The sequence below is a fragment of the Pantoea sp. R13S299 genome (genome assembly GCF_048515925.1).
GTDB lineage: Bacteria > Pseudomonadota > Gammaproteobacteria > Enterobacterales > Enterobacteriaceae > Pantoea.
The window spans coordinates 83992-109820 of the sequence record NZ_JBLYEF010000002.1; the positions used below are offsets into that span (position 1 = coordinate 83992).

Here is a 25829-nt window from a genome sequence, read left to right on the forward strand (position 1 = left end):
CATGGCAAACGAAATGAAAAAAGTGGATGCGGTGATTGTCGGCTTCGGCTGGGCAGGCGCGATTATGGCGAAAGAGCTGACCGAAGCGGGCCTTAACGTGCTGGCGCTGGAGCGCGGGCCGCATCGCGATACCTATCCCGATGGCTCCTATCCGCAGTCCATTGATGAGCTGACCTATAACGTCCGCAAAAAGCTGTTCCAGGATCTCTCTAAAAGTACCGTGACGATTCGTCATGACGCTTCTCAGACGGCGGTGCCTTATCGCCAGCTGGCCGCGTTTTTGCCTGGCACCGGCACCGGCGGTGCAGGCCTGCACTGGTCGGGCGTCCATTTCCGCGTTGACCCGATTGAGCTGCGGATGCGCAGCCATTACGAAGAGCGCTACGGCAAGAACTTCATCCCGGAAGGCATGACGATTCAGGATTTTGGCGTCAGCTATGATGAGCTGGAGCCGTTCTTCGACAAGGCGGAAAAAGTCTTTGGCACCTCAGGCAGCGCCTGGAGCATCAAGGGCAAAGTGATCGGCAAAGATAAAGGCGGTAACCCGTTTGCGCCCGATCGCTCAGATAACTTCCCGCTGCCCGCGCAGAAGCGCACTTACTCGTCGCAGCTGTTTGCTCAGGCGGCAGAGTCTGTCGGCTATCATCCTTACGATCTGCCGTCCGCCAATACTTCGGGGCCTTATACCAACACCTATGGTGCGCAGATGGGGCCGTGCAACTTCTGCGGTTACTGCAGCGGCTACGCCTGCTACATGTATTCAAAAGCCTCGCCGAACGTCAACATACTGCCTGCGCTGCGTCAGGAGCCGAAGTTTGAGCTGCGCAACAACTCGTATGTACTGCGGGTCAATCTCAGCGATGACAAAACGCGTGCAACCGGCGTGACCTATGTGGATGGTCAGGGACGCGAGCAGGTTCAGCCCGCTGACCTGGTGATCCTCTCCGCCTTCCAGTTCCACAATGTGCATCTCATGCTGCTGTCAGGCATCGGCAAACCGTACAACCCGATGACCAATGAAGGCACGGTAGGCCGCAACTTCGCCTATCAGAACCTCTCTACGCTCAAGGCGCTGTTTGATAAAAACACCACCACTAATCCGTTTATCGGTGCGGGTGGCGCGGGCGTTGCGGTTGATGATTTCAACGCGGATAACTTCGACCACGGGCCGCTTGGCTTTGTCGGCGGTTCACCATTCTGGGTCAACCAGGCGGGTACAAAACCGATCTCCGGCCTGCCGGTGCCAGCGGGTACGCCCAACTGGGGCAGCAAATGGAAAGCGGCGGTTGCGGATACCTACACCCATCATCTGTCGATGGATGCGCACGGTGCACACCAGTCCTATCGCGCTAACTACCTCGATCTCGATCCTAACTACAAAGATGCCTATGGACAGCCGCTGCTGCGCATGACCTTTGACTGGCAGGAGAACGACATCAAAATGGCGCAGTTTATGGTCGGTAAGATGCGCAATATCGCCGAAGCGATGAATCCGAAGATGATCATCGGCGGCGCGAAAAAGCCGGGCACCCATTTTGATTCCACGGTCTATCAGACCACCCACATCAGTGGCGGGGCGATCATGGGCGACGATCCCAAAACCAGTGCGGTTAACCGCTATCTGCAAAGCTGGGACGTGCCAAATGTGTTCGTACCTGGCGCATCAGCCTTCCCGCAGGGACTGGGCTACAACCCGACCGGCATGGTGGCGGCGCTGACCTACTGGTCAGCCAAAGCGATTCGCGAACACTACCTGAAAAACCCCGGTCCACTGGTGCAGGCATAAGGAGATGGCGATGAAAAATGGCATTCTGGCTCTGATTCTTGGCTCCCTGTCGTTCGCCGCACTGGCGGATAGCAGCCAGGACGATCTGGTTAAACGGGGTGAGTATCTGGCGCGCGCCGGTGACTGTGTGGCCTGTCACACCAGCAAAGGCGGCGCGGCGTTTGCCGGTGGTCTGCCGATGGCGACGCCGATTGGCACCATCTACTCCACCAACATCACGCCCGATCGCGACACCGGCATTGGTGAATACAGCTACGACGACTTCCAGAAGGCGGTGCGTCACGGCGTAGCGAAAAATGGCGATACGCTCTATCCGGCGATGCCATTCCCCTCCTACGCGGTGGTCAGCGATGAGGACATGAAGGCGCTTTACGCCTACTTCATGCATGGCGTTGCGCCGGTCGGTCAGCCTAACCGGGAGAGTGATATTCCCTGGCCGCTGTCGATGCGCTGGCCGCTGGCAATCTGGCGCGGAATTTTTGCGCCCGATGTAAAAGCATTCCAGCCTGCCGCTCAGGAAGATCCGGTGCTGGCACGCGGTCGCTATCTGGTTGAAGGACTGGGCCACTGCGGGGCCTGCCACACGCCGCGTAGCATCACCATGCAGGAGAAGGCGCTGACCAACGAGGAAGGTAGTGACTATCTGGCGGGCAGCAGCGCACCGATTGATGGCTGGACCGCCAGCAATCTGCGCGGCGATAACCGTGATGGGTTAGGACGCTGGAGCGAAGAGGATCTGCGTCAGTTCCTGCGTTATGGCCGCAACGATCAGACCGCTGCTTTCGGTGGCATGACCGACGTGGTGGAACACAGTCTGCAGCACCTGAGCGAGTCCGATATCACCGCCATTGCGCGCTATCTGAAGTCGCTGGGCGCGAAGGATCCGCATCAGGCGGCGTTTAGCGTGGATGATGCCACGGCAAAAGCGCTGTGGCGTGGCGATGATAGCCAGACCGGTGCTGCAACCTACGTCGACAGCTGTGCGGCGTGCCATAAAACCGATGGCAGCGGCTATAAACGCTTCTATCCGGCGCTGCGCGGCAATCCGGTAGTGCTGGCAGACGATCCTACCTCACTGATCCATATCGTGCTGGTGGGCGGGCAGTTGCCTGGCGTGAACGGTGCGCCATCGACCATTACCATGCCGGCATTTGGCTGGCGCCTCGACGATCAGCAGGTTGCAGACGTAGTAAACTTCGTGCGCAACAGCTGGGGCAACAAGGCGTCGGAGCAGGTCAGCGCGAAACAGGTCGCTGAACTGCGTAAAGATGAGAAAGATCGGCTGGGCAGTGCGGATATCAAAGTACTGGAAGGCAAATAACCGGCAGTAAAAGAGGCCGTCATCATCAGGATGGCGGCCTTTCCTTTTAGATATTCTCCAGATCGATTCCGCGCGTTTTCGGCCCGTAAATCCCCACCGACAGCATCACCATCACCATGCTCAGCACGATAAAGGTAATCACGCCTGGCGTTCCGGCATACTGCAATATCACCCCGATCAGGATGCTGCTGAAGACCGTAGAAAGGCGGCTGAAGGAGTAGCAAAAGCCGACCGCCCGTGCCCGGATATGGGTCGGGAAGATCTCAGTCTGATAGGCGTGGAAGCTGAAGGTCAGCCAGGCGTTGGACCAGGTGATCAGGAAACCGCAGAGAATCAGCAGTACCGGCTGTGTCTGGAAGGCGAACAGCGTACCGAACACCACCGTCATCAGCGACGACAGAACGATCTGCCACTTATTCTCCATTTTGTCAGCGTAGCGGCTGCAGATCAGCGATCCCAGCGGATAGGCCAGCGTGATGAAGAAGGCATAGAGCAGGCTATGCGTTACCGTGGCACCGCGGCCTGAAAGCAGTGCAGGCAGCCAGTTACCAAAGCCGAAAAAGCCAATCGCCTGGAAGAAGTTCATCACTACCAGCATCAGGGTGCGCTTGCGGTAAGCGGGCGACCAGATCTCACTGAAACGCCCCTGTTTTGGCAACTGCGCCGCCGCGTCATCGGCCTGGACAGCAGGCCCGGGCGAGATGCCACAGCGCTGCTCCATCGCGGACAACACCTGATGCGCCTCCTGATGACGACCCTGCTGCGCCAGCCAGCGCGCCGACTCCGGCAGATTTCTGCGAACCAGCCAGATCACCAGCGAACAGACCGCGCCCGCGATCACCACCCAGCGCCAGCCTTCAAGGCTGAGCAGCGTTTGCGGGATCAGCCACCAGGACATCAGCGCCACGGCAGGCACCGACAAAAACTGCACGAAAAAGGAGAAGGCAAAAGCGCGGCTGCGCAGATGGCTCGGCACCCATTCCGACAGATAAGTATCAATGGTCACCAGCTCGACGCCCAGCCCGATGCCCACCAGAAAACGGAACAGAATAATCATCTCCGCGCTCTGCTGGAATGCCATCAGCAGCGAAAACAGTCCATACCACAGCAGCGCGCACATAAAGGTCAGACGGCGGCCAAAGCGGTCAGCGTAGGGTGCCAGCAGGCTGGCACCAAAAAACAGGCCAAGAAAGGTCGCTGAGGCGAACGCCGCCTGATCGGAGAAACCCAGCACGCCTGCCGCGCCGGTGTGAAATACGCCCGCCGACAGCAGGCCGGTGCTGATATAGCCGGTTTCAAACAGGTCATAAAGCTCAAAAAATCCGCCCAGCGCCAGTAGCGTGATAAAGCGCCATAATCCGGCGGAGGAGGGCAGCGCATCAACGCGTGCGGCTAAGCTGTTGCGGGCCGCCGATGAAGCGTGCATCGGCGGCAGGCTGGTGGAAGTGGTGGTCATATCAGCGTGAACCTCAGGCAATGTGGATACGACTCGCAGCCGGTCAGAGGCTTATTAAAATAGTTAACCGTTAGCAAGCGAAGAAATAGCAGAATAGTCAATTCATCCGCCGTTGCCGAGAGGGGCGTTGCTGACTATTTAGCAATGTACGTTGCAGGTTTTGCCATCCGTGGCGGGCGCACTCCGGCAGCGGCGACCAGGCCAGAATCTGCATGCAAACTCAGCGCTGTCTCTCAGTCCGGTCACGCGGCAGCACACTTGCATGGAGGCAAATGGCGCAACTGCGCTATCATAGGCCCGCTTTGTTACATCTTCTTCACGGACGCAGAAAAGCTGAGCTGAAGAAGCTGACCCAATTACGGAAAGATGAGGTGTAACGTGAGTTTTTTTGACGAGCTGAAAGCATCGCTGGAAGAAGCTGTGGAGATCAAAAACGGTGTCAGAGCCCCCGGTCGTGTTACCCGGCATGCGCTGGCAGATGTGAAAGCTATCCGGGCACAGCTTAACGTCTCACAGAGCGAGATGGCGACGGCATTGGGAACCAGCCTGGATACCATAAAGAGCTGGGAAGCCGGACGGCGAAACCCGACCGGGCTGGCAGCTAAAGTACTGGTCACTATCCAGAAAAACCCGGAATTTTTTAAGGAGCTGGCGGCGCAATGAGCCGCTGTTCCCTGCACGCCGTTTAACAAAAAATAAAACGTGCCACCGATGAAACATTCATCGGTGGCACTGTGCTTTAAGGTATTTTCGGCCAGACGCCCGGCCCAATCGGCAGACCCAGCAGATACCACACCAGCAGCAGCGCTATCCAGCTGATAAAGAACACCAGCGGATAGGGAAAGATCACCTACAGCCTGTTTCACGGCTTAAAAATTTTGAGTCAACATAATGGCTTCGCTCTTTTCCTGTTCGAAATCAACGTTTGTGTAAAAAGGTGCGTTACCCTGCAGCTCTCAGAGTTCAGACACGACAGGGAGTCAGCATGATAATCAGCCCGCCGTTTGTCCGCCCCCGGAACGCCGGAGAAAGTGATCCGTCATGGGTCAGCAGAATGATGCCCGTGGATATCAATAAGGACTTCCCGCTCAACAGACACGCATCGTGGCATGGGGGCGTGCACGTTCTCCACACCGACCGCACTGAGGAAGGATACGATCGTACTGAGTTTGTCCGCGCCATCGCCGACGGAGTAGTGGTCTCCTGTCGCGCACCGTCCTCCACTGACCGCCGCGATACCTTTCCGCTGAATTACAATGGCAGAACCGATGACGGCTATGTCCTGCTGAAGCATGAAACCGATATCGGGGAAAGCTGCAGCGTCGTGTACTACTCCCTGTACATGCATCTACGGGAACGGCTGGCCCCCGCCATCAGGGACGGCGCCAGAATCTGGCGCAAGGACCGCATCGGGCAGCGTGGTACGGTGGATAACGTGAACGCCTTTCACTTTGAGGTGTTCTGTGACAGCGAAAACATGCTGAAACTGACCGGACGCACCACGCCCAAACTCGATATCACCCGTGACGGCAGAACCGATACCCTATATGGCGATATCCATTTTTATCTGCCACCCGGTACACACTTTTATGAATCGGTGTCTGACGCTGCCTCACCGGACACGGACCGCCTGAATACTGTTCATACCACTACGGAACCACTCTTCGTCAGTATGACGTTTGAAAAAGGCGACTGCACGATGCTCACCCGCAGGCAGAACGCCATCACGGAGGCATGTTTCGACCCCGTGGGGGAGCCGCTGGTGAATGCAGATGCTAATCCGCTTGATAGCAGCCAAAATACTGCTGGGAAGTATGAATACAACCTTTACCGGACAGCCAGACGCCTGTACCCGCATAATCCGTCTGCCGGGTTCGAACTGCTCCGTTTCGGGCGGGTCATCAGTGCTGAACATGAAACCCTGACGCCTGCTGATGCCCCGCTGTGGCGTACCATCAGCTTCCCCGGCGGAACGGGTATGGTCAATCTGGTTTCTTCTGACATCAAAAAATTCAGCGATGCCGACTTCCCGCACTGGACGGGCTGGCGGATGGTGGACGATGACACGGACAATAATAGCCAGTGTAATTCTCCCTTTATCGCCAGATTACAGGACAGCGGGCGTTTCAGCGACCTGAGCAGCCATCTGGTCTGCCGTTTTCCGCTGGAGTGGAATGCTGCCACCTTTGACCAGCGTTATGCCTGGCTCAGAATCGGCTCTGAAGATGTTCCGGCCATGTCTGAAAAAGACTATGAACGGCTGAAAAGCCATGCCTCAGCGCTGTGCTTTGATACCGGCACAATTGGCACAGGCAGGCTGTGGCATTTCCATCCGCAAACCTTCATCACCCATTTCCGCAAGTGTTGCTGGCTAAGCAAATCAGAACTGAAGCAGATCATTCCCCGGAACGCATTAAGAATGGCCGGGCGCAATGATTACCGCTGGGAGGCCATCAACAACTACCGGGACGGTGCTGGCAGTGTCGCGGACAATATCCGTACGCACATGAACAGGGCAATGCAGAAATACCTGATTACCACCCCGCGGCGCATCGCCTGTTTGCTGGGGAACGGCATTCAGGAAACGGCCTGGCTGGGATCGATGGAGGAAGGGTACCGCTATACGGAAACAGACCCGCGCACGCGTCAGGTCATCCGGCGCTACAACATATGGTACTACCCGTGGTACGGGCGCGGCCTGTTACAGCTAACTAACCCTGAAAACTACTTTAATTATTTCAGCTTCCGTGGGCGAGCCTGCCCGGAAAATATCAGGAACACCCTGATAAATGAATACAGTCGTCTGTATGCACAACGGCCCCTTCGCTACACCGACAATCACCTGTCTGATACCGAAAACCACGTCCCGGAGAACATTATCCGCTGGCGGAATAACATCAGCAGCGATCTGCATGAGGCGGCCAGCAGCGCCGGGTTTTACTGGGTTTCAATGAATATGGCCCCCTACGCGGATGCCGAACACGTGCTGGAGCGGTGCAGTGTCACCCCCCGGCGGAGCGGGATAAAGATTTACTACCGCAGCCAGGCTTTCTGGCGGGCCAGCGCTGCCGTTAATCTGCCAAGTCAGATCGATAACGCCCGCTATCAGGGGCTGAATGGTTTTGATACCCGCTGCTGCGTCTACGGCAGCGCGATAGCCGTCCTCACCGAGCAGAAATTCCCGGACAGCCATAACAACCCGGTCAACGAAAAACCCGAATCCGACCAGCTAAGGATAGGCTGATGAAAAAATTATTACTGCTGATGGTAATCCCTTTTTTTTCCTCAGGAAAAATAACCCCGGGGATCTCTAATCCAGATGAATTCAATGAAAATTTATTTAATCAAATTAGTTCAAGTAATTATTTGGCGACCATATCAGGGTGCAAAGTGATTTCATTAAAAATGTTTCATCCTCCCGAGCGTAACGAATATCCACAATCGGATACCTGGCTTTGTCTTTTCTCTGTTGATGTCATCAGCAACGGATACGGACCGGGGCAAGCATTACCTGAAAAGGTCTATCTTGATAAAAAAGCAGGGCTTTGGAAAAAGAAAAAGTACATTTTGAGCAAGGAAGGTACTCAGCGATCCCTTGAAGTTTATGGCATTAAAAGCCTGAGCGAGCTTGAGCCTCTGGAGTTGTATAACATTCGGTCCGTCAATGCTCGTGGCTATGCGGTAGTAAATCGCAATATTCCCCTGGAGGAAAAAAAGAAAGGGGTGAAGAAAAAACTGTCATTCTGCCTGATACAAAAACAGAGCTATTTTTCTTTCTGTGGTTCAGGCTCAATGGTCAACCTCGTCGACGGTAAGGAAGTCGATTTCACCCCCTATATGCTCAAATCTCTTGAGACCGTCGAAATGGGATTGCCGGAAAAGTAGATGAGATAAAATTTTTTCTAAACTGCCAGTAAGCTACTGGCAGCTTTTGCTGATATTCCGTAACAGAAGCTAAAAAATTAAATGTAAATTAAACAGATTATTAACTTGTTAGCGCACGTTTTTAATCGACAGCGATTTAAATCCAACATGCGCTGTATGTATGCCATCCGTGGCACTCTGCATTACGGCAGTTTCGGCCAGACGCCAGGCCCGATTGGCAGGCCCAGCAGATACCACACCATCAGCAGCGCTATCCAGCTGATAAAGAACACCAGCGGATAGGGGAAGATCAGCACGTAATAGGTGCCGAGCTGCGCATCCTTCTGGTAACGCTGCAAAAAGGCCAGGAACAGCGGCAGGAACGGCGACATCGGTGCCAGTGGCAGCACAGCGGAGTCGGCGATGCGGAAAATCATCTGGGCAAAGGCGGGATGGAAGCCGAGCAGCATAAACATCGGCACGAAGACCGGAGCCAGAATCGACCAGATCGCTGAGCCGCTGGCGATAAACATGCAGAGAAACGCCGACAGGAACATCAATCCGAGAAACGCGGGTGCGCCGCTGACGCCTGCGCTTTCCAGCACGTCGGTCAGCCCGATCGCCATGAATTTGCCCATGTTGCTCCAGTTAAAGAACGCCACGAACTGCGACAGCGGAAACACCATCACGATAAAGCCCGCCATGCCCTTCATCGGATCGACCAGCAGCTGCGGGATGTCATCCGGGCGGCGGATCTGTCGGGTAACCACGCCGTAAGCAATGGCGACCACAAAGAAGAACAGAATGATGATCGGCACGATGCCCTGAATAAAAGGCGAGGGAATAATGGCGCCGGTGGCGGGATTGCGCAGCGGCGCATGTTCCGGCACCACCAGCAGCGCCATCACGGCGATAAACAGCAGCGCGGCGATCCCGCCAGCTCGCAGACCGCGGTTCTCCAGCGGCGTCAGTGCCGCCAGCTTCTCACCGTTGCCCTGCCACTGCGGCAGGCGCGGCTCGACAAATTTATCAGTCAGCAGCGCGCCCACAATCGTCAGCACAATCACCGAGGTGGCCATAAAGAACCAGTTGTCGATGACGCTGACATGCACCGTATCGCTGACCGCTTTCGCCGCTTCAGTGCTGATCCCCGAGAGCAGCACATCGGTGGTGACAATCAGCAGGTTGGCGGTAAAGCCAGAGGCCACACCGGCAATGGCGGCCAGCAGGCCTGCGACCGGGTGACGCCCTACCGCCAGGAAGATCAGCGCGCCCAGCGGCGGCATTACTACCAGCGCGGCATCCGAGGAGATGTGGCTGAAGAAGGCGATAAACAGCACCATATAGCTGGCGTAACGACGGCTGACGCGCGATGCCATCTTCACCATCAGCGACTGTAACAGGCCGACCTTTTCTGCCAGTCCGGCACCAATCACCAGCGCCAGAATCGATCCCAGCGGGGTAAAGCTGCTGAAGTTCTTAATGATATTGGGCAGGATCCATTGAATACCAGCGACGCTCAGCAGGTTGTTCACCCGCACGATTTCGCCGTTGCTGGGGTTCTTCACCGCCAGGTCCAGTGCGCTGATAATGGCGGTCGCCACCATCAGCACCACGATCAGATAGACAAACAGTAAAAACGGGTTGGGCACTTTATTGCCCACGCGCTCGATCCAGCTGAAGAGCCGGCCGGGGCTGCGGTTCTCGGATGTTGCTTCCATGGTATTGATTCTCGTCTTGTGTTCCCTTTATCGGCAGAGGCCTTGTCTGACGCTGGTCGTGATGTACGACAGGCGGTGAGTTCAGAGTCGGCTCCGCTGAATCAGGGAAGTGTTTGCAATATTTTTTATAGTGGTCCGCGTCAGAGACACGGCCGTTGGCTCAGTCGGCCAGTTTTGTTGGTGTGATCCCCGCCGGGATCGGGCAGATATAAGGCTGCGCGGCGCGTACCCGTTCGAACTCGGCCCGGCAGCCAGCCAGCGCCTGCGGATCCGTTAACAGCGTTAACACCGTGGCCGCCATCACTTTGCCCGCCAGAAACATCCCTTTATGCCCGATACTGGTGCGGCCCTGCGCCACCAGTTGCCAGGTGTGCAGCGGCGTGCCGAAGGTAAAGCAGGGTGCAAAACACTGTGCGGTCGGCGTCACCCAGCTGACATCGCCGACATCGGTAGAGCCATACAGCAGCTCACGCGTGACCGCATAGGGCGCGACCTCATCCATAAACAGCCTATCGCCCAGCTGTTCAGCCCAGGCATATCCGGCTTCGCCACCGGTGCGGGCGGCATTGAGCCGGGCATTGCGCAGATCGTCATCGGTCAGGGTGGCACGCAGTTCAGCCGCAAACGCGCGCTCTTCGTCGCTGTAGTCAGGCAAACCAAACTGATGCAAATAGCGCTCCATGACGGCTTCCAGCGCGCGATTCGGCACATAATCTGAGCAGGCTTTGTCAAAACGCACGGTCAGCGTGGTGTCGGTCATCAGCGCTGCGCCCCTGGCGATATTGATCACCCGTTCGTAAATTGCCTGCGCCTGCGGCAGCTCCGGGGCGCGGATCAGGTAGAGCACCTCCGCATCGGCCTGCACCACATTCGGTGAGACGCCGCCGCTGTTGGTGATGGCGTAATGCAGACGCGCCTCCTGCACGATATGCTCGCGCAGGAAGTTGGCGCCGGTATTCATCAGCGTGACGGCATCCAGCGCGCTGCGGCCCAGATGGGGTGAGTTGGCGGCGTGAGCGGCAATGCCTTTGAAGCTGAAGGCCGCCTGAATATTGGCAAGGGTACGCAGATTAAACATGCCGCTGAAACCTTCCGGATGCCAGGTCACGGCGGCGTCAACGTCGTCAAACAGCCCTTCGCGCACCATAAAGGTTTTGCCCGATCCGCCTTCTTCGCCGGGGCAGCCGTAAAAGCGAACCGTACCGCCCGTGTGATGCTGTTCCATCCAGGCTTTTACGGCGCAGGCGGCGGCAACACCCGCTGTACCGAGCAGGTTGTGGCCGCAGCCATGTCCGTTGCCGTTAGCCTCCAGCGGTTGTGGCCGGGCGCAGCCCGACTGCTGGCTAAGACCGGCCAGCGCATCAAACTCACCCAGGATGGCAATCACCGGCTTACCGCTGCCCATGCTGGCGATAAAGGCCGTGTCGATGCCACCCACGCCGCGCTCCACTGTAAATCCTTCTCTTTCCAGCGCATCGGCCAGCAAAGCAGATGAACGGGTTTCGGCGAAGCGGGTTTCCGGCGTGTCCCAGATGGCGTCGCTGAGCGTACTGAAGCGGAGCTGATGGCGATCGATATAATCGGCGATAAACGCTTCCATCATCGTGATCCCCCAAACTGCGCCTGGTTCAGCGCCAGGGTTGCCAGCAGCGTGATGGCGTCCGGCATTACACGTTCGTCAAAGTCGAATTTCGCATTGTGGTGACCCGCCGCCAGCTCACAGCCGAAAATGACGTAAGAGGCCTCACCGCCGCGCTGTTTTACCCGCTCCATCATGTAGGTCGCATCTTCCGAACCTGCCGCCTGCGCTTTACGATCGACCACCGAGTCGAATATGCCGAGTGCGTCCGCCTGCTGGTGGATGAAGTCGACCCACGGCTGCGTCGGGGTACAGCTGCGCGCAGCACCCATCAGCGAAACTTTCTGTTCAACGCCATACATTGCTGCTGCACCGGCAATCACCCGCAGCGCCTGCTGATAAATATCGTCGTTAACCTGATTGGTCACGCCACGGGTTTCGACTTTCAGCAGGGCGCAGTCGGCCACCACGTTGCGGCCGGTTCCGGCCTGCAGGACGCCAACGTTAACCCGCGCCACGCCGCCGCTGTGCTGGGTTAAGCCATGCAGCGCCAGCGTCGCCTGTGCGGCGGCCAGCAGGGCATTGCGACCCTCTTCAGGACGACCGCCCGCATGGGCACCGACGCCGGTAAAGTGGACATCCAGCTTGGTGGTGGCGAGGAAGCTGTCGCTGCCGCAGACCACTTCGCCTGCCGGCACGCCGGTGCCGATATGAATGGCGGTGAAGCGCTCAACGTCATCGACCACGCCCGCCGCGACCATCGCTCTGGCTCCTCGCACACCCTCTTCGGCGGGCTGGAAGATCAGTTTAATCGTGCCGCTGAGCTGCTCTTTCATCGCCATCAGCACGGAGGCGAGGCCCAGACCAATGGTGGTGTGGCCGTCATGCCCGCAGGCGTGCATCATGCCGGCGTTGCAGGAGGCAAACCCTTCGCGCTGCGGCAGGTGATCGTCGGCCTGGCTTTCGTTGAGATCCAGTGCATCCATATCGACGCGGAAGCCCATCACCGGGCCGGGACGACCGGTCTCAAGCGTCGCCACGATGCCGCAGAAGCCACCGGAGAAGTGGCTGATCCACTGCGGCAGCGCGCCCTGTTGCAACGCACGTGCCTCCTGCTGCTTCAGTACGGCTTCGTCGGGTAAACCCATCCGTGCCTCGGCATCGATCACCTCACGCCCCAGCTTCAGTTGATAACCGAGCTTATGCAGTTCTTCTGCGACTAACGTCGCGGTGCGGAACTCCAGCCAGCCCGATTCGGCGTAGTGATGGATGTCGCGACGCCACTGCTGCAGCTGTGGCAGCAGGGCGCTGACGTGGTCTGAAAGGGGTTTCATCGGCTCTCTCCTCGTTGTTGATTTTTTATGCACTGCGTCGAATCTACACAATGGTGTCAGGCGGCATAAGATGCGAATATCTTGTGACTGATAAACAACGGTTATCGCAAAACTATGTCTGCCAATCTCAAACTTCATCAGCTGCGCGCCTTCGTCGACGTGGCGCGACAGGGCAGTATCCGGGCGGCAAGTCGTCTTTCCGGGCTGTCGCAACCGGCGTTAACCAAAGCGATTCAGGAACTGGAGCGCGAACTGGGGGCCAAGCTGTTTATCCGCCGTCAGCAGGGCGTGGTACTGACCGATATCGGTGATAACTTTTTTCGTCATGCCTGCCTGGTGCTGGCAGAGCTACGGGTCGCTGAAGAGGATATCCAGCAGCGGCTGGGACTGGGTGGCGGTCAGGTAAACATCGGCGTGGGTGGCAGCGTGGCGCGCACCATCATGCCGCAGGTGATAAACCAGTTTCATCGCGAATACCCGCTGGTTAAAGTGCGTATCGTCGAAGGTCAGCTGGTATCGATGGTGCATGAACTGCGTCAGGGCGCGCTCGATTTCACTATCAATACCTACGATCAGAGCCATCTCGATCAGGAGCTGATGTATGAAAGGGTAATGGAGCGCGAGTACAAAGTGGTGGTGCGCAAAGGCCATCCGCTGGAAAAAGCGCGTTCTCTTGCGGAGTTACAGCAGGCGGACTGGACGATGCCAACCCCGAAAGGCAGTTACTACCGCCTGCTTCACGATCTGTTTGGCGAGCGCGGCATGGCACCCAAAATCGTGGTGACCTGTGAAACCTTTATGGCCTGCACCAGCCTGGTGGCGCAAAGCGATTTCATCAGCATTTTGTCGGTCGACGTGATTGATGATCCGATTCTGGGCCGATCGCTGGTGGCGCTGACGCTCGATGACCCCCTGCCAAAAGCCATCTTCTATCTGATTCAGCGCAAAGACTCCACGCTGACCCCGATGAGCAGTTATATGGCGCAACTCTTTCGTCGTTATTGCCAGTGAAATCAGCAAGTAAAGTCGATCGTCTACACTCTTAAGGTACTGTAATAAATCCACCCGACAAATAGAGGTTACGATGCAAGTCAGTCCTTATCTGTTTCTCTATGGCCGTTGCGAAGAGGCTATCGACTTTTACCTGCAGGCGACCGGGGGAGAACTGCTCTCTAAAATGAAATTCGGTGATATGCCGGATCAGGGCGAGCAGGTCGGCGATGAGTCTGCCGCACCGCAGCCGCCAGAAAAGATTATGCATGCACAACTGCGTATCGGTGACGGTGAGCTGATGCTGAGCGACGGCAATACTGAGAAGCCGCCAGCGTCTGAACATGCCGGTTATGCGGTCAGCCTGTCCACCAATGATGTCGAAAAGGGCAAAGCCTGGTTTGAGAAATTGTCGGCAGGCGGCAAGGTAACGACGGAGTGGCAGGAGACGTTCTGGTCGAACGGTTTCGCGATGTTCATTGATAAGTTCGGCATTCCGTGGCGCATCAACGTTGAGAAGCCGCAGAACTAAAAGCGGGGCAGATGCAGCGCTTATCTGATAAACCTGCATCTGAACAACTGGCCCTGGTGCATGATGTCCTGAGCTAGCTTTCCTGCTAAACGGGCGGTTATTACAGCCGCCCGCAATTATCAGAAGTTATAACCCGCCACCAGGTAGTAACCCCAGCCAGTCGATTTCACTTCAAACGGCCCTTTGCCGAAGTTCAGCTCCTGACCATCCGCCCATTGTCCGCCGTTGTGGAAATAACGTGCGACCGCAGAGAAGTGCCAGTGATCGTAACCCAGTGACAGAATGTGGCTGGAGGCGATGGAGTTGCTGGTGCGTGATGAACCGCCTTTCTCGTTAAGGTCAGAACCCCAGTCGAAGTTGGTGAAGCCCACATAGCCCAGGTTACCGCCCCACAGCGTGGTGATTGGCACGAAATATTTTATCTTGAAGCGATAGCCATCCCAGCTGTTTTCGTTCGCCGCGCCGTAGTTTTCCCACTGATATTTAGCATAGACGTTCAGCGACAGGCCGACATCGCTGTGCGTATCGATATCGGTGCCCAGACCCATATACCAGGTGTTCTGGCGGTTATCGCTGTTGCGGCCCATATCGTAGATGTAGTTGTTAGCGAAATACCACTCTTTGAACGGACCAAAGGCCAGGCTGGTGCCGGTCAGTTTGTCGATAGAGAAGCGCGGCTCAATCTCCATAAACATCGGTGAACCGTGGTCGAACACGCCGTTAGCATTGCTGTTGCCCACGCCGAAGAAGTTAGGCACGTCGAGATAGCCGTAGAAATCGAACCAGTCTTTCTTCGCAAACGCTTCATATTCCAGATAAACGTCGTTGTTAAACTGAGGTCCGAAACGTGTGTGGTAGCTGCCTACCACGTTCACGCTCTGATGCCACCAGTCTGAGACATACTGCGGATCGCTTTCAGCGGCCTGCGCAGCACCACTCAATGAACATGCCAGCACGGCACCTGCTATCAACGTTTTATATTTCATTATTATCAGCCACATGCTTTTGACCGCCGCACAGCAGACGCAGTCAGAGAGAAATCGGTCCCTTGATGGGAATGAGGGTTTCACAGCAAATAACAGCCAGTTCTTCAGCCCGCGTAGCGTGCCTGTAACAGATCGATAGAAAATAGATTTTGCTCACGTTTGTCAAAAAGTGTTGCATTACAATTCAGCTAAAATGTGACGAGCTTCACAATAACGACGTGGATCGAACGGAACCAGGCAACCGTTTACGTTGTCTGGTTCGTGATCAAACAGGCGGGATCAGGGAAGGGTGACGCGAACCTGCAAACCACAAATTGCACCCTGTGGCGTCAGGCAATTGGAAAGGGCGACGTGAATCTGATGTTTCTGTGCGACGTTACGCACAATCGATAATCCCAGTCCGCTGCCCTGTGCTTTGACGTCAGGCGAACGGGTAAAGCGATCAAACGCACGCTCGATAAAGGATTCCGGCATGCCCGGTCCGTTATCGACAATATCGACCACCGTTTTGCCCGCAACCCGGTGCAGCAGCACATCGACCAGGCTGCCTTCCGGCGTGTGCAACATAGCGTTACCGATCAGATTGTCGAACAGGCTGCGAAGCTCGGAGCGGCTGGCCTGCAGACGGTACTGCGTGGAGCCGTTAAAACCGATATCGATGCCGCGTTTATCCGCCACGACCATCAACTGCTCAATGCTCTCTTTCAACAGTTCTTCCAGTTCAATATGCTCAACGCTGGACACCACGCTCTGATCATCCTGACGCGAGACATTGAGTAACTGCGTCACCAGATGACGGGTGCGCGTAACGCCCGCCTCCAGCTGGCTGAACTGCCGGCTCGCTTCGCCTGGCTGGATATGCTGACGCAGGTTTTCCAGCTGCAACGTCACCGCCGTTACCGGCGTGCGCAGCTCATGCGCGGCATCTTCCAGGAACTGACGCTGCGACGACCAGGCCTCACGCAGTTTACTCAGCAGCGAGTTGTAGGCGGCTACCAGCGGCAGGATCTCATCCGGCAAACCTTCCGGTGAGACATTGTGCGGATGATGGGTCTCCTGCGCTGCAATCTGACGCGAAGCGACCTGCAGATCCCGGGTGATCTTGCGCACCACCAGCCAGATCACCAGCAGCGACAGCGGCATCATCAGGATCATCGGAATGATCGCCGACAGCGCCCGCTTGACCATCGAGGCCTTCATGTAGCTGAGGTTGTGCATGACCTGAATGGTTTTGATCTCGCTGCCAGGCATGCCAGGCCGGGTGTAAATGCGCCACTCACAGTCGTCGCACTGACCGATATGCACATCACGATAGCCGCGCTGGTTTTGCAGCGGCGCCTGTAACTCCGGCCATGAGCTTGCCCGTAACTGGCCCTGATCGTCCCATAGCTGAACCACAAAAGCGCTCTTCGCCTTGTCCGGCGCAATAAGCATCGGCATCAGGGCGGGCATCTGTTTATTGGTGGACCAGGCGTCAGCGATTTTTGCGAGCTGATCGTCCTTCATGGTGCCGACCATATCGCCGTAGCAGCTGAAGAAATACCAGGTGACGCCACCGATCATCAGCAGGTGAATAAGCAGCAGCGTAGAGAGTAATTTGTTGCGCAGTGAGCGCATAAAGCGGAAAGGTTTCATATTGCCGGTACTCGCCAGCCCAGCCCGCGCACGTTGCGGATCACGTCGTTATCCAGCTTGCGACGCATCCCGTGGATCAGCACATCCACCGCATTGCTGCTGACTTCATCACCCCAGCCATAGATGCGGTTTTCCAGCTGCTCGCGCGACAGAATGGCGCCTGGCCGCTCCAGCAGGGCGTAGAGCAGGGCATATTCACGCGCCGTAAGCTGCTCGCGCTGGCCTTTGTAGAGCACTTCGCGGGTCATCATATCCAGCTGGACATCGCCGTTGCCCAGCACGGAGTCTGCCGCGCCGTGGCTGCGTCGGGTAATGGCGCGCATCCGGGCCATCACTTCCTGTAGATCGAACGGTTTAAGCAGGTAGTCGTCCGCGCCGCTATCGAGTCCCTGTATACGCTGCGCCACCGTGTCGCGTGCGGTCAGAATCAGTACCGGCGTGGCATCGCCCCGCCCGCGCGCCCGGCGCAGCACCTGCAGGCCATCATCGCGCGGTAAGCCGAGATCGAGCAGCACACAGCTATAGCCGCCTTCGCTCCAGGCATTCTGGGCATAAACGCCATCGCGCACCCAGTCCACCGACCAGCCCGCACCCTCCAGTGCCTGCTGCAGGTTCGCGCCGATCATTTCATCATCTTCAACCAGTAACACGCGCATGGCTGATCTCCTTCATAAAGATAAGAGAGAGTTTACTCACCAATTGTTAGGCCAGAATTATCCGCCTTCATACTTCGCACTGTGGCGGCGTTGGCTGCTTTTGCTCACCCCAGTCACTGACTGATGTCAGCTCTCTGGGGATTCGCGCATTTGCCGCCTTACCACAGTACGAATTATTTTGGCGGACTACCGTCACCGGTGGCTTAGAGTCCCTCTCCATACCCACCGGGATACCAGTGATTGCAAGCGTAAATGGGGTGACGTATATTTGAACAATAGATTCATGCGAGACATTTCAGCGGTGAAAAGTATGTCAGCCCAGGAAGCAAAAATCAGACACCAGCGCGAGTATCAGGAGCGTGTTGAAGCCGTCCGAAAGGGCCAGGCTCCGGGACGCGTTCTTGAAAAACGTCCTGACGATATTGTGCCTGCAAAAGATGGACGCAGCCTCGCATTTTTCTGACGTCATGCCCTGCTGAAATCGGCTAAGTGATAAAATAAGCTCATCATCCAGGTGGGCTTTTTTTATGACATCGCACGCTATTCCTCCAGAAGAACAAATCCTCAAACTCAATCGTTATCTGATCGATAACGCCGTACAACTGCCATCCCCGGTTATCACTGTTGGTGGTCAGGCTGTCATGTACTGGTATCTGACTTATCTGCATTTTTATCCTGATCAACCTGACATAACCTCCATTACCTCAATTGATGTCGACTATGTCACGCGAAAAGAAGGCGTTGATGTCATAGCAAAAATTTTTAACGTGTCAGCTCAGGTTCAGGAAATTTTTAATCCGCCCTCGATTGCGGTGCTCAGTCTTATTGATAAAGATACGGGCAGGGTCAAGGAAGATGCGCAGGGTCAGTTCCTCAATGAGCCGCTTAATGAGGCAAATATTGTCGATATTATCGATCGCCCCACAGGCTTTGAAGTTGGGGATTTTGTCGGTGATAAACTCGCACTTAATACAGAACCCTTTCTGGTTATGCCTGATCGGCATGGCGCAGCCATGAGTCATGAATTCGTGCGGGTTCTGAATCCTGTTGCCTGTATCCGCTCCCGTCTGTCGAACGCCACTGTGCCTATGGGCAAGGACAGGCTGACGGAAGCTGAGCGAATTCGGGTACTGGCTCTGCCAGCTTTTAACTTTTTACTTGAGAAGTTACAGACATTACCTTTCCGGCAGGGAAGGCGTTACGTTGATTATTTTATTTCGTTTATCTGGGATAGGTCATTCAGACGTTTTCAGGCAGAACACAGGATCCCCTTATTCCGTATTGTTGAACAACTGGTCGCTGAGCTGGAACAGGATCCAGACCACCAGGTGCCACCCGAATTTTATCAGGAAGAGTTATCCCGAAAAGTGGATTACCTGACTCAGGAATATCAGCGGTACCTCAGAATTGTTGAAGTCAGGTAAGACTCACCAATCACGCACATGATCCGCATAAAAATGATCCCGGCTGACTAAGTTTTTTAAACATCTCACCTCTTTTTTTCAACAGCAATCTCACTACAGAATCCCCCAAAGCCCTGCAGGCCGCGCCTTTCCGCTCCCATTTCAGCCCTTGCTAATTCTGCGCTAATTTTCTGCTAATTAAGGGATAAATTTTAGCGGGTAGAGTGGCTCCACTGCACATCAGCATGAACAGGAGGAACCATGAATCAGCGCGAGTTTATTCGGAGTTTGCTGGACTGGATTGAGAACAACTTAGGACACGATCTGCATCTGGATGAGGTGGCGCGCCGCTCGGGCTATTCGCGCTGGCATCTGCAACGCCTGTTCCGCCAGCACACCGGCTTTTCACTGGCAGAATATATCCGTCAGCGTCGCTTAACCGAGTCTGCGCTCACGTTGCTGAGCAGCAACGAAGCGATACTGCAGGTGGCGATGAACTACGGCTTTGATACCCAGCAGGCCTATACCCGCACCTTTAAAAACTACTTTATGGTGACGCCGGGTCAGTTGCGCCGTCAGCGTCGCGTCGAGCCGGATCGGCTGCTGTTCCCTCTGGCGATGGCCAGCTGATGCCTGATAAGACCTTCCCATCATAGCACGCAGACGGGAAGGTCGGCCCGCGCTCTCATCCTGCATCCCGCCTTGCTTTTTTTGCCCGCCAGCCATCGTCGCTTTGCCCGACCGTGTTAGTTTGTTGCCAGCATCCCTTTACTGTCGGAGTCGGGAAACATGGAAAACGGCGCGAATTTAACCGCCATGCTGGTATTTGCACGGGTTGTGGAATTACAGAGTTTCAGTGAGGCGGCACGTGTACTTGGCTGGTCTAAATCCCATGTCAGCCGGGAGATTGCCCGTCTGGAGTTGCGTCTCGGCATCCGGCTGCTGCAGCGCACCACCCGGCGGCTGGCGCTGACCGGGCAGGGCCAGGCATACTATCCCTACTGTGTGCGGATGCTGGCTGAAGTGCAGCGTGCCGAGGCGTTTGTGCAGCAGCTGCATCAGCAGCCCACCGGCCAAATCCGGCTGCAGGCGCCCGTCACGTTCGGCTGCCAGTGCGTGGTTCCTGTTCTGAATCGTTTTCTGCATCGCCATCTTCATATCAACGTCGATCTCGATCTGACCGATCGCAATCACGATCGGCTGGACGATCAGGTCGATCTGGCGATTGTGATCCGATCCCGCTCGCCGCAGCAGGGCAATTTCCGGGTGCTGAGCGATATCGAGTGGGGACTCTATGCCGCGCCCGCTTATCTGGCGCAGCGACCCGCCATCACACATCCTGAGATGCTGCCGCGCCACGACCTGCTGATGTTTCACGGTCCGGCGCACACCGCCGCGCTGCCGTTCCGCCGTGATAAACAGCGGCTGGCACTGGATGTACGCAGTCGCTTCCGCGCCAATAACAGCATGGCGCTGCTCAATGCGGCACTGGCGGGTAGTGGCATCGCTTATCTGCCCTCCTACATGGCGCAGGAGGCGATGGCGCGTGGCGACATTCAGCAACTGCTGCCGGAGTGGCAGATGGATCGACTGCAAAGCTATCTGCTGCTGCACGACACCCCTGAACCGGCCTCGCCGGTGACGCTGCTGTGTGATGCCCTGGTGGCGGCACTGAATCCGGGCTGATTGTTGCCTGCTGGCAACAATCAGCGCCACAGAGTAACTATTCCGCCACGACTGTTGTTACTCTGCGACTCCGGTTAGCCTGTATCCCTGATCATTCAATGGATACCACCATGCAACAGTCAACCGAAACGGCAGAGTTTCAGCACTGGCGACGTAACTTAGCGGTCTGCGTCGTCGGCTCTTTTACCACTATTGTGGCGATGACGCTGCTGCTGCCGTTTCTGCCGCTCTATGTTCAGCAACTCGGCGTAGAGCAACCTGCCGCCATCGCCCGCTGGTCCGGCCTGGCCTATGGCGCGACCTTTTTCAGCGCCGCGCTGACTGCGCCGTTGTGGGGCAGGCTGGCCGATCGCTATGGCCGTAAGCTGATGCTGATCCGGGCCAGTCTCGGGATGGCGATTGCGATGTCGCTGATCGGCATGGCGACCGCGCCGTGGCAGCTGGTGGCGCTGCGCCTGCTGGCGGGACTGCTGGGGGGATACGCGTCGGGATCGACCATTCTGGTGGCGGCACAAACGCCAAAAGCGCAGACCGGCTGGGCGCTGGGCATCCTGTCATCCGGCATTATGGCGGGCAACGTGGTCGGGCCGCTGCTGGGGGGAGTATTACCGCCGCTGATCGGTATTCGTCAGACTTTCTGGCTGACCGGCGCGGTGATATTTGTCGCCTTCCTCGCCACCACCTTTTTACTCAAAGAGCAGCCGCGCGCTACCGCGACGTCGCGCGCCAGCCAGCAAGCGCAGTCGGCAGACGAGCCGGTTAATCACAACCTGGTGCGGCTGATGTGGCTCTCCGGCATGTTACTGATCTTCGCCAGCATGTCGATTGAGCCGATTATCACGCTCTACGTGGGCGAGTTTGTGCAGGGTAATCATCAGATCACTATGGTGGCGGGGCTGGTGATGTCCGCTGCGGCGTTGGGGACCGTGCTGGCGGCACCACGACTGGGTCGTCTGGCCGATCGGGTGGGGCACTGGCGAGTGCTGACGGGCGGATTAGTGGTCAGCGGACTGTTGCTGATTCCGCAGGCGTTTATCACGGCGGCCTGGCAACTGGTGCTGCTGCGTTTTCTGATGGGAATGGCGCTGGGCGGATTGATGCCGTGCATTACGGCGATCATTCGTCATAACGTGCCGGGTTCACAGGTCGGGCGGATGCTGGGGTATTCGACGTCGGCGCAATATATCGGCCAGGTCAGCGGCCCGCTGTTCGGTGGGCTGGTGGGCGGGGCGTTCGGGATGCGACCGGTCTTTCTGGCAACCTGCGGGGTGATGCTGTTTTGCGCCTGGCTGAACTGGCGCGGGATGCGTAAATAACGCAATCAAAAAAGGCGGACCGAAGTCCGCCTTAGTTTATTCACAGCTGCGTGAATTACTTCTGGTCTGGCAGCGCGTAGGCAATCACATAATCGCCCAGCTTAGTACCAAACGAGCCGTGACCACCTGCCGCGATGACAACGTACTGCTTGCCATCTACTTCATAGGTCATCGGCGTCGCCTGGCCGCCTGCTGGCAGACGTGCCTGCCATAACAGCTCGCCGGTATCGGTGCTGAAAGCACGCAGGTAGTTATCTGCGGTCGCACCAATGAAGAACACCTTACCAGCGGTGGTAATAGGACCACCCAGCATCGGCATACCCATTTTGAACGGCAGCGGAACCGGTGCGCTATCGCGAACGGTACCGATACGCTGTTTCCAGACTACGTCGTTGGTCTTCAGATCCACCGCGGAGATATAACCCCAGGCAGGCTGTTTACATGGCAGACCAAACGGTGACAGGAACGGATTCAGCTCGACGCCATACGGCACGCCATACTGTGGCTGAATACCGGTTTCCGTACCTGAGCCACCCTCAGCGCCTTTCGGCGGCTCAATCGGGTTGCCTGGGCCACGCGGAACCAGCTTAGAGACAAACGGCAGCGCCATTGGGTTAGCAATCGCGATCTGACGATGTGGATCGACTGCAATGCCGCCCCATTCGAACATACCGAGGTTACCCGGGAACACCAGCGTACCCTGCTCAGATGGCGGGGTGAACGGACCTTCATAGCGCAGGCGCTTGAAGATCACGCGGCACACCAGCTGGTCGAACATCGTCGCGCCCCACATGTCCTTGTCCGTCAGGTTCTGTTTTGGACGGAAGGTCAGCTCAGAGTAGGGCTGAGTGGCGGCAACGTGGTCGCCTTTAGCGGCACCCTGTGGCACTGGTGTTTCTGGCGCAGGGACCACGGGCTTGCCGGTACGGCGATCCAGGACAAAGATGTTGCCGGTTTTCGCTGGCGCGTAAACCACCGGTACGGTGTTGCCATCTTTATCGGTGATGTCAGCCAGGGTCGGCTGAGACGGCAGATCCATATCCCACAGGTCGTGATGCACAGTCTGATAAGACCAGACCAGCTTACCGGTGGTGGCGTTTAGGGCCAGCACGCTGCTCGCATAACGTTCCTGCTCTGGAGTGCGGTTACCGCCCCAGATATCCGGTGTGGTCACGCCCATTGGCAGGTAAACGGTATCCAGTTTCGGATCGTAGACTGCCGGTGCCCATGAATTCGGTGAGTTCATGGTAAAGGTGTGTTCATCAGCCGGAATGGCATTCGGGTCTTTCGCGCCTGGATCAAACACCCACAGCAGTTTGCCGGTATTCACATCAAAGCCACGAATAACGCCTGACGGCTCGCGGGTTGAGAAGTTATCGGTTACCGCACCGGCCATGACGATGGTGGTGTTGGTAATGATTGGTGGAGAGGTCGGCTCATACATACCTGCGGTCGTGACAGGCTGTTTGTGTTGCAGATCCAGCTCGCCGTTGACGCCAAATGTCGGGCAACGTTCGCCGGTCTCTGCATCCAGCGCAAACAGACGACCATCGTTGACAGGCAGATAGATACGACGTGAGCAGAGAGCAGCAGGCTGAGTGTTCGCTGCATCGGCTGCTGCCGGCACTTCGTGGTAAGAAACACCGCGACAGGTCACGTGCTGGAAGGTTGGATTCACCTTCATGCCTGGATCAAATTTCCACTTCTGCTTACCGGTGGCCGCATCCAGAGCAAACAGGATCTGGTGTGGCGAACAGAGGTAAAGCGTGTCACGGATTTTAATCGGAGTGACTTCGTCAGTGATTTCGCCCGGATCGTTAGGGGTTTTCATGTCGCCAGTCTGGAACTGCCAGGCAACCTGCAACTCTTTCACGTTCTGATGGTTAATCTGCTTCAGCGGCGAGAAACGGGTTCCCTGCTGATCGCGCGCATAAGCGGGCCAGTCAGCATCCGGGATGTTGCTCAGCGGTGCAGCCTGCGGGGCGTTGTCCGCGGTTTCTGGTACAGAGCCGTTGATGACCTGCGGATCGTTGAATACCGCATAGGTCAGTACGATGGCACTGGCAATCAGCGCCACAGCCATCGTACCCAGCGCGGCTTTGCTGCCCGCGTTAAAGCTGCGATAAACAAACGGCAGGATCAGCCAGACACCAAAGATCACCAGCACATCGGTGCGCGGTGCCAGGGCCCAGAAGTCTGTACCCACTTCCCACACACCCCAGATCAGGGTGCCGATCAGCAGCAGCGCATAGAGAACCAGCGCGGTGCTTTTACGACGGGAAAGCAGATAAGCGGTGATAAGCATAACCACACCGCCAAAAACGTAATACCAGGAACCACCAATGGCGGCTAACCAGCCACCGCCAATGAGCATAAACGCGCCCGTCAGCACTGCGAACAGCACTGTCAGGAAACGAATTACGCCAAAAGATGAGGAGTTTTTCCCCATAATATCGACCTCGTTTCGTTGCCATAAAACACACGAAAACAACCAGATAGGCTGTTTCCAGTTATCAAGTACAAATGATTAGGGTGTTCTTCAATATCTCTTCCGTTAAGACAGACGATCCCTTTGTGTTAAATGTTATAGCAAAATCAGATCGAGGTTTGATTTTTTTGGCTTAAACCGCTTAACAACGATAGTAATACGACATTTTATGGGGGATTAAAGGACGTTAAGCGCACCGCCGTGTGCCCTTAACGCCGGAAGGCAGGATTTGTGAATCAGCAGCTAATAAGATCGCCGTCCGAGCGTTGCTGTTGCCAGCCGCTGATATTTATCTCAGCAAACTGCTCAGCGGTTAAAGGCGGCGTATGACTTCGCACGATGACCTCTGCGCCTTTTTCACGAAATGTCGCCATAAAAAAGGGAAAGGTAAATTTTTCATAATTATCATTAAAGAACGATTCGGTTAAAACTATCCCGGAAAAAGGAAAGGATTCCAGCAGTCGCCAGTCCGCACCTGGCGGCGCAAAATCATAAAGCCAGAAACTAAATTTCTTTGTTAATTCAAGCAGTGACGCACTGTGCGCGGCTAAACTTGAATAATTAATTCCAATCCGGATTCGTTCATTCTGTAAATGCTTATAGGCATCAGGAATCGCGATCATTCCCCGTAATCGAATATCTTCAACCGGAACAATCATTAATGCTGCTTCAGTAGCAATTTGATTGTGTAATGAAATAATGTTGTTTGTATTAAGTATATTGCCGCTGTCCTGGTTTTGCTGAAGATAAGGCACGCTATAGCAAATGCCAGTGACATTACGCTTAACGTGATGGATAGGTTCAGTAACATAGGGGTTATATAAACTGTTTTTCATTATCTCTATGAAATGCAATAAAAAGGATTCGTTGATAATTAAGCATATAAAAAGTCGCATTTTTTTAAACGCGTGAATAAATATAGATCACATGCTTAATCTAAATCATCCTTTTGTTGCCTGAGAAAGTAAATAAACCCGGTAACAAAGAGATGATAATTCCTTTGGCGTCTGATGATGTGCTGGAATATATTCAATGTCAGGGACCAGTAGGCTGGTAATAATCAGGAGGGGTCTGAC

At 55.9% G+C, this 25829-nt stretch carries 20 protein-coding genes and 1 pseudogene; 11 read left to right on the plus strand and 10 right to left on the minus strand.

Annotated features, from left to right (window positions below; all coding sequences use genetic code 11):
* Position 1 precedes the first annotated feature (1 nt).
* Positions 2–1786 (plus strand): GMC family oxidoreductase, encoded by a 1785-nt coding sequence (locus ACN1CO_RS11385; protein WP_419139070.1) that lies wholly within the window; start codon positions 2–4, stop codon positions 1784–1786.
* Between the two features lie 10 nt (positions 1787–1796).
* Positions 1797–3107: a c-type cytochrome gene (locus tag ACN1CO_RS11390; RefSeq protein ID WP_419139071.1), complete on the plus strand. Its 1311-nt coding sequence runs from the start codon at positions 1797–1799 to the stop codon at positions 3105–3107.
* A 46-nt stretch (positions 3108–3153) separates the two neighbouring features.
* Here ACN1CO_RS11390 and ACN1CO_RS11395 read toward each other — a convergent pair whose 3' ends face one another.
* Complete coding sequence (locus tag ACN1CO_RS11395) at positions 3154–4563, minus strand: MFS transporter (protein WP_419139072.1); 1410 nt, start codon at positions 4561–4563, stop codon at positions 3154–3156.
* Positions 4564–4941: 378 nt separating this feature from the next.
* On the opposite strand from ACN1CO_RS11395, the gene nadS reads away from it, so the two are divergent.
* Entirely contained in the window at positions 4942–5226 is a 285-nt protein-coding gene (gene nadS / locus ACN1CO_RS11400; protein ID WP_083070360.1) for a NadS family protein, read from the plus strand.
* 76 nt (positions 5227–5302) lie between these two features.
* Here nadS and ACN1CO_RS11405 read toward each other — a convergent pair.
* Positions 5303–5413: pseudogene (locus tag ACN1CO_RS11405) on the minus strand (AbgT family transporter); the annotation flags it as partial.
* Between the two features lie 135 nt (positions 5414–5548).
* Here ACN1CO_RS11405 and ACN1CO_RS11410 point away from each other — a divergent pair.
* On the plus strand, positions 5549–7807 hold the full coding sequence (locus ACN1CO_RS11410; protein ID WP_419139073.1) for a M23 family peptidase: 2259 nt from the start codon (positions 5549–5551) through the stop codon (positions 7805–7807).
* Positions 7807–8448, plus strand: a complete 642-nt coding sequence (locus tag ACN1CO_RS11415) for a hypothetical protein (RefSeq protein WP_419139074.1) — start codon at positions 7807–7809, stop codon at positions 8446–8448. The genes ACN1CO_RS11410 and ACN1CO_RS11415 overlap by 1 nt, the downstream gene beginning before the upstream one ends.
* Positions 8449–8630: 182 nt before the next feature.
* Here the strand turns inward: ACN1CO_RS11415 and abgT are convergent, their stop codons facing one another.
* The 3 genes from abgT to ACN1CO_RS11430 all read right to left on the minus strand — a co-directional run bounded on the left by abgT (position 8631) and on the right by ACN1CO_RS11430 (position 13061).
* Positions 8631–10148 (minus strand): p-aminobenzoyl-glutamate transporter, encoded by a 1518-nt coding sequence (gene abgT, locus ACN1CO_RS11420; protein ID WP_419139075.1) that lies wholly within the window; start codon positions 10146–10148, stop codon positions 8631–8633.
* 160 nt (positions 10149–10308) lie between these two features.
* The gene (locus tag ACN1CO_RS11425) at positions 10309–11751 is read right to left on the minus strand and encodes a M20 family metallopeptidase (RefSeq protein ID WP_419139076.1); all 1443 of its coding nucleotides are present in this window, start codon (positions 11749–11751) and stop codon (positions 10309–10311) included.
* Entirely contained in the window at positions 11748–13061 is a 1314-nt protein-coding gene (locus tag ACN1CO_RS11430) for an amidohydrolase (protein ID WP_419139077.1), read from the minus strand. The genes ACN1CO_RS11425 and ACN1CO_RS11430 overlap by 4 nt, the downstream gene beginning before the upstream one ends.
* A 114-nt stretch (positions 13062–13175) precedes the next feature.
* On the opposite strand from ACN1CO_RS11430, the gene ACN1CO_RS11435 reads away from it, so the two are divergent.
* Together ACN1CO_RS11435 and yjdN are read left to right on the plus strand one after the other, a co-directional pair.
* Entirely contained in the window at positions 13176–14072 is an 897-nt protein-coding gene (locus ACN1CO_RS11435; protein WP_419139078.1) for a LysR family transcriptional regulator, read from the plus strand.
* Positions 14073–14145: 73 nt separating this feature from the next.
* Positions 14146–14583, plus strand: a complete 438-nt coding sequence (yjdN, locus tag ACN1CO_RS11440; RefSeq protein WP_419139079.1) for a VOC family metalloprotein YjdN — start codon at positions 14146–14148, stop codon at positions 14581–14583.
* Positions 14584–14702: 119 nt separating this feature from the next.
* On the opposite strand, the gene ACN1CO_RS11445 is transcribed toward yjdN, so the two are convergent.
* From ACN1CO_RS11445 to ACN1CO_RS11455, 3 genes are all read right to left on the minus strand, one after another.
* The gene (locus tag ACN1CO_RS11445) at positions 14703–15569 is read right to left on the minus strand and encodes a nucleoside-specific channel-forming protein Tsx (protein ID WP_419139080.1); all 867 of its coding nucleotides are present in this window, start codon (positions 15567–15569) and stop codon (positions 14703–14705) included.
* A 279-nt stretch (positions 15570–15848) separates the two neighbouring features.
* Positions 15849–17204, minus strand: coding sequence for a sensor histidine kinase (locus tag ACN1CO_RS11450; RefSeq protein WP_419139081.1), 1356 nt, complete (start codon positions 17202–17204; stop codon positions 15849–15851).
* Entirely contained in the window at positions 17201–17860 is a 660-nt protein-coding gene (locus tag ACN1CO_RS11455) for a response regulator (RefSeq protein WP_419139082.1), read from the minus strand. Before ACN1CO_RS11455 ends, ACN1CO_RS11450 begins: the two co-directional genes overlap by 4 nt.
* A 527-nt stretch (positions 17861–18387) precedes the next feature.
* Between ACN1CO_RS11455 and ACN1CO_RS11460 the strand changes: the two genes are divergently transcribed.
* The 4 genes from ACN1CO_RS11460 (at position 18388) to ACN1CO_RS11475 (ending at position 22265) form a co-directional block, all read left to right on the plus strand.
* Positions 18388–19284, plus strand: a complete 897-nt coding sequence (locus ACN1CO_RS11460; protein WP_419139083.1) for a hypothetical protein — start codon at positions 18388–18390, stop codon at positions 19282–19284.
* 240 nt (positions 19285–19524) lie between these two features.
* Positions 19525–19893: a helix-turn-helix domain-containing protein gene (locus ACN1CO_RS11465; protein WP_009092546.1), complete on the plus strand. Its 369-nt coding sequence runs from the start codon at positions 19525–19527 to the stop codon at positions 19891–19893.
* A gap of 159 nt (positions 19894–20052) precedes the next feature.
* Positions 20053–20949: a LysR family transcriptional regulator gene (locus tag ACN1CO_RS11470; RefSeq protein WP_419139084.1), complete on the plus strand. Its 897-nt coding sequence runs from the start codon at positions 20053–20055 to the stop codon at positions 20947–20949.
* A gap of 110 nt (positions 20950–21059) precedes the next feature.
* Positions 21060–22265 carry an MFS transporter gene (locus tag ACN1CO_RS11475; RefSeq protein ID WP_419139085.1) on the plus strand — a complete coding sequence of 402 codons (1206 nt, stop codon included), beginning with the start codon at positions 21060–21062 and terminating at the stop codon, positions 22263–22265.
* Positions 22266–22320: 55 nt separating this feature from the next.
* Here ACN1CO_RS11475 and ACN1CO_RS11480 read toward each other — a convergent pair whose 3' ends face one another.
* Complete coding sequence (locus tag ACN1CO_RS11480; protein ID WP_419139086.1) at positions 22321–24714, minus strand: glucose/quinate/shikimate family membrane-bound PQQ-dependent dehydrogenase; 2394 nt, start codon at positions 24712–24714, stop codon at positions 22321–22323.
* Positions 24715–24989: 275 nt separating this feature from the next.
* Entirely contained in the window at positions 24990–25589 is a 600-nt protein-coding gene (locus tag ACN1CO_RS11485) for a hypothetical protein (protein WP_419139087.1), read from the minus strand.
* Positions 25590–25829 lie beyond the last annotated feature (240 nt).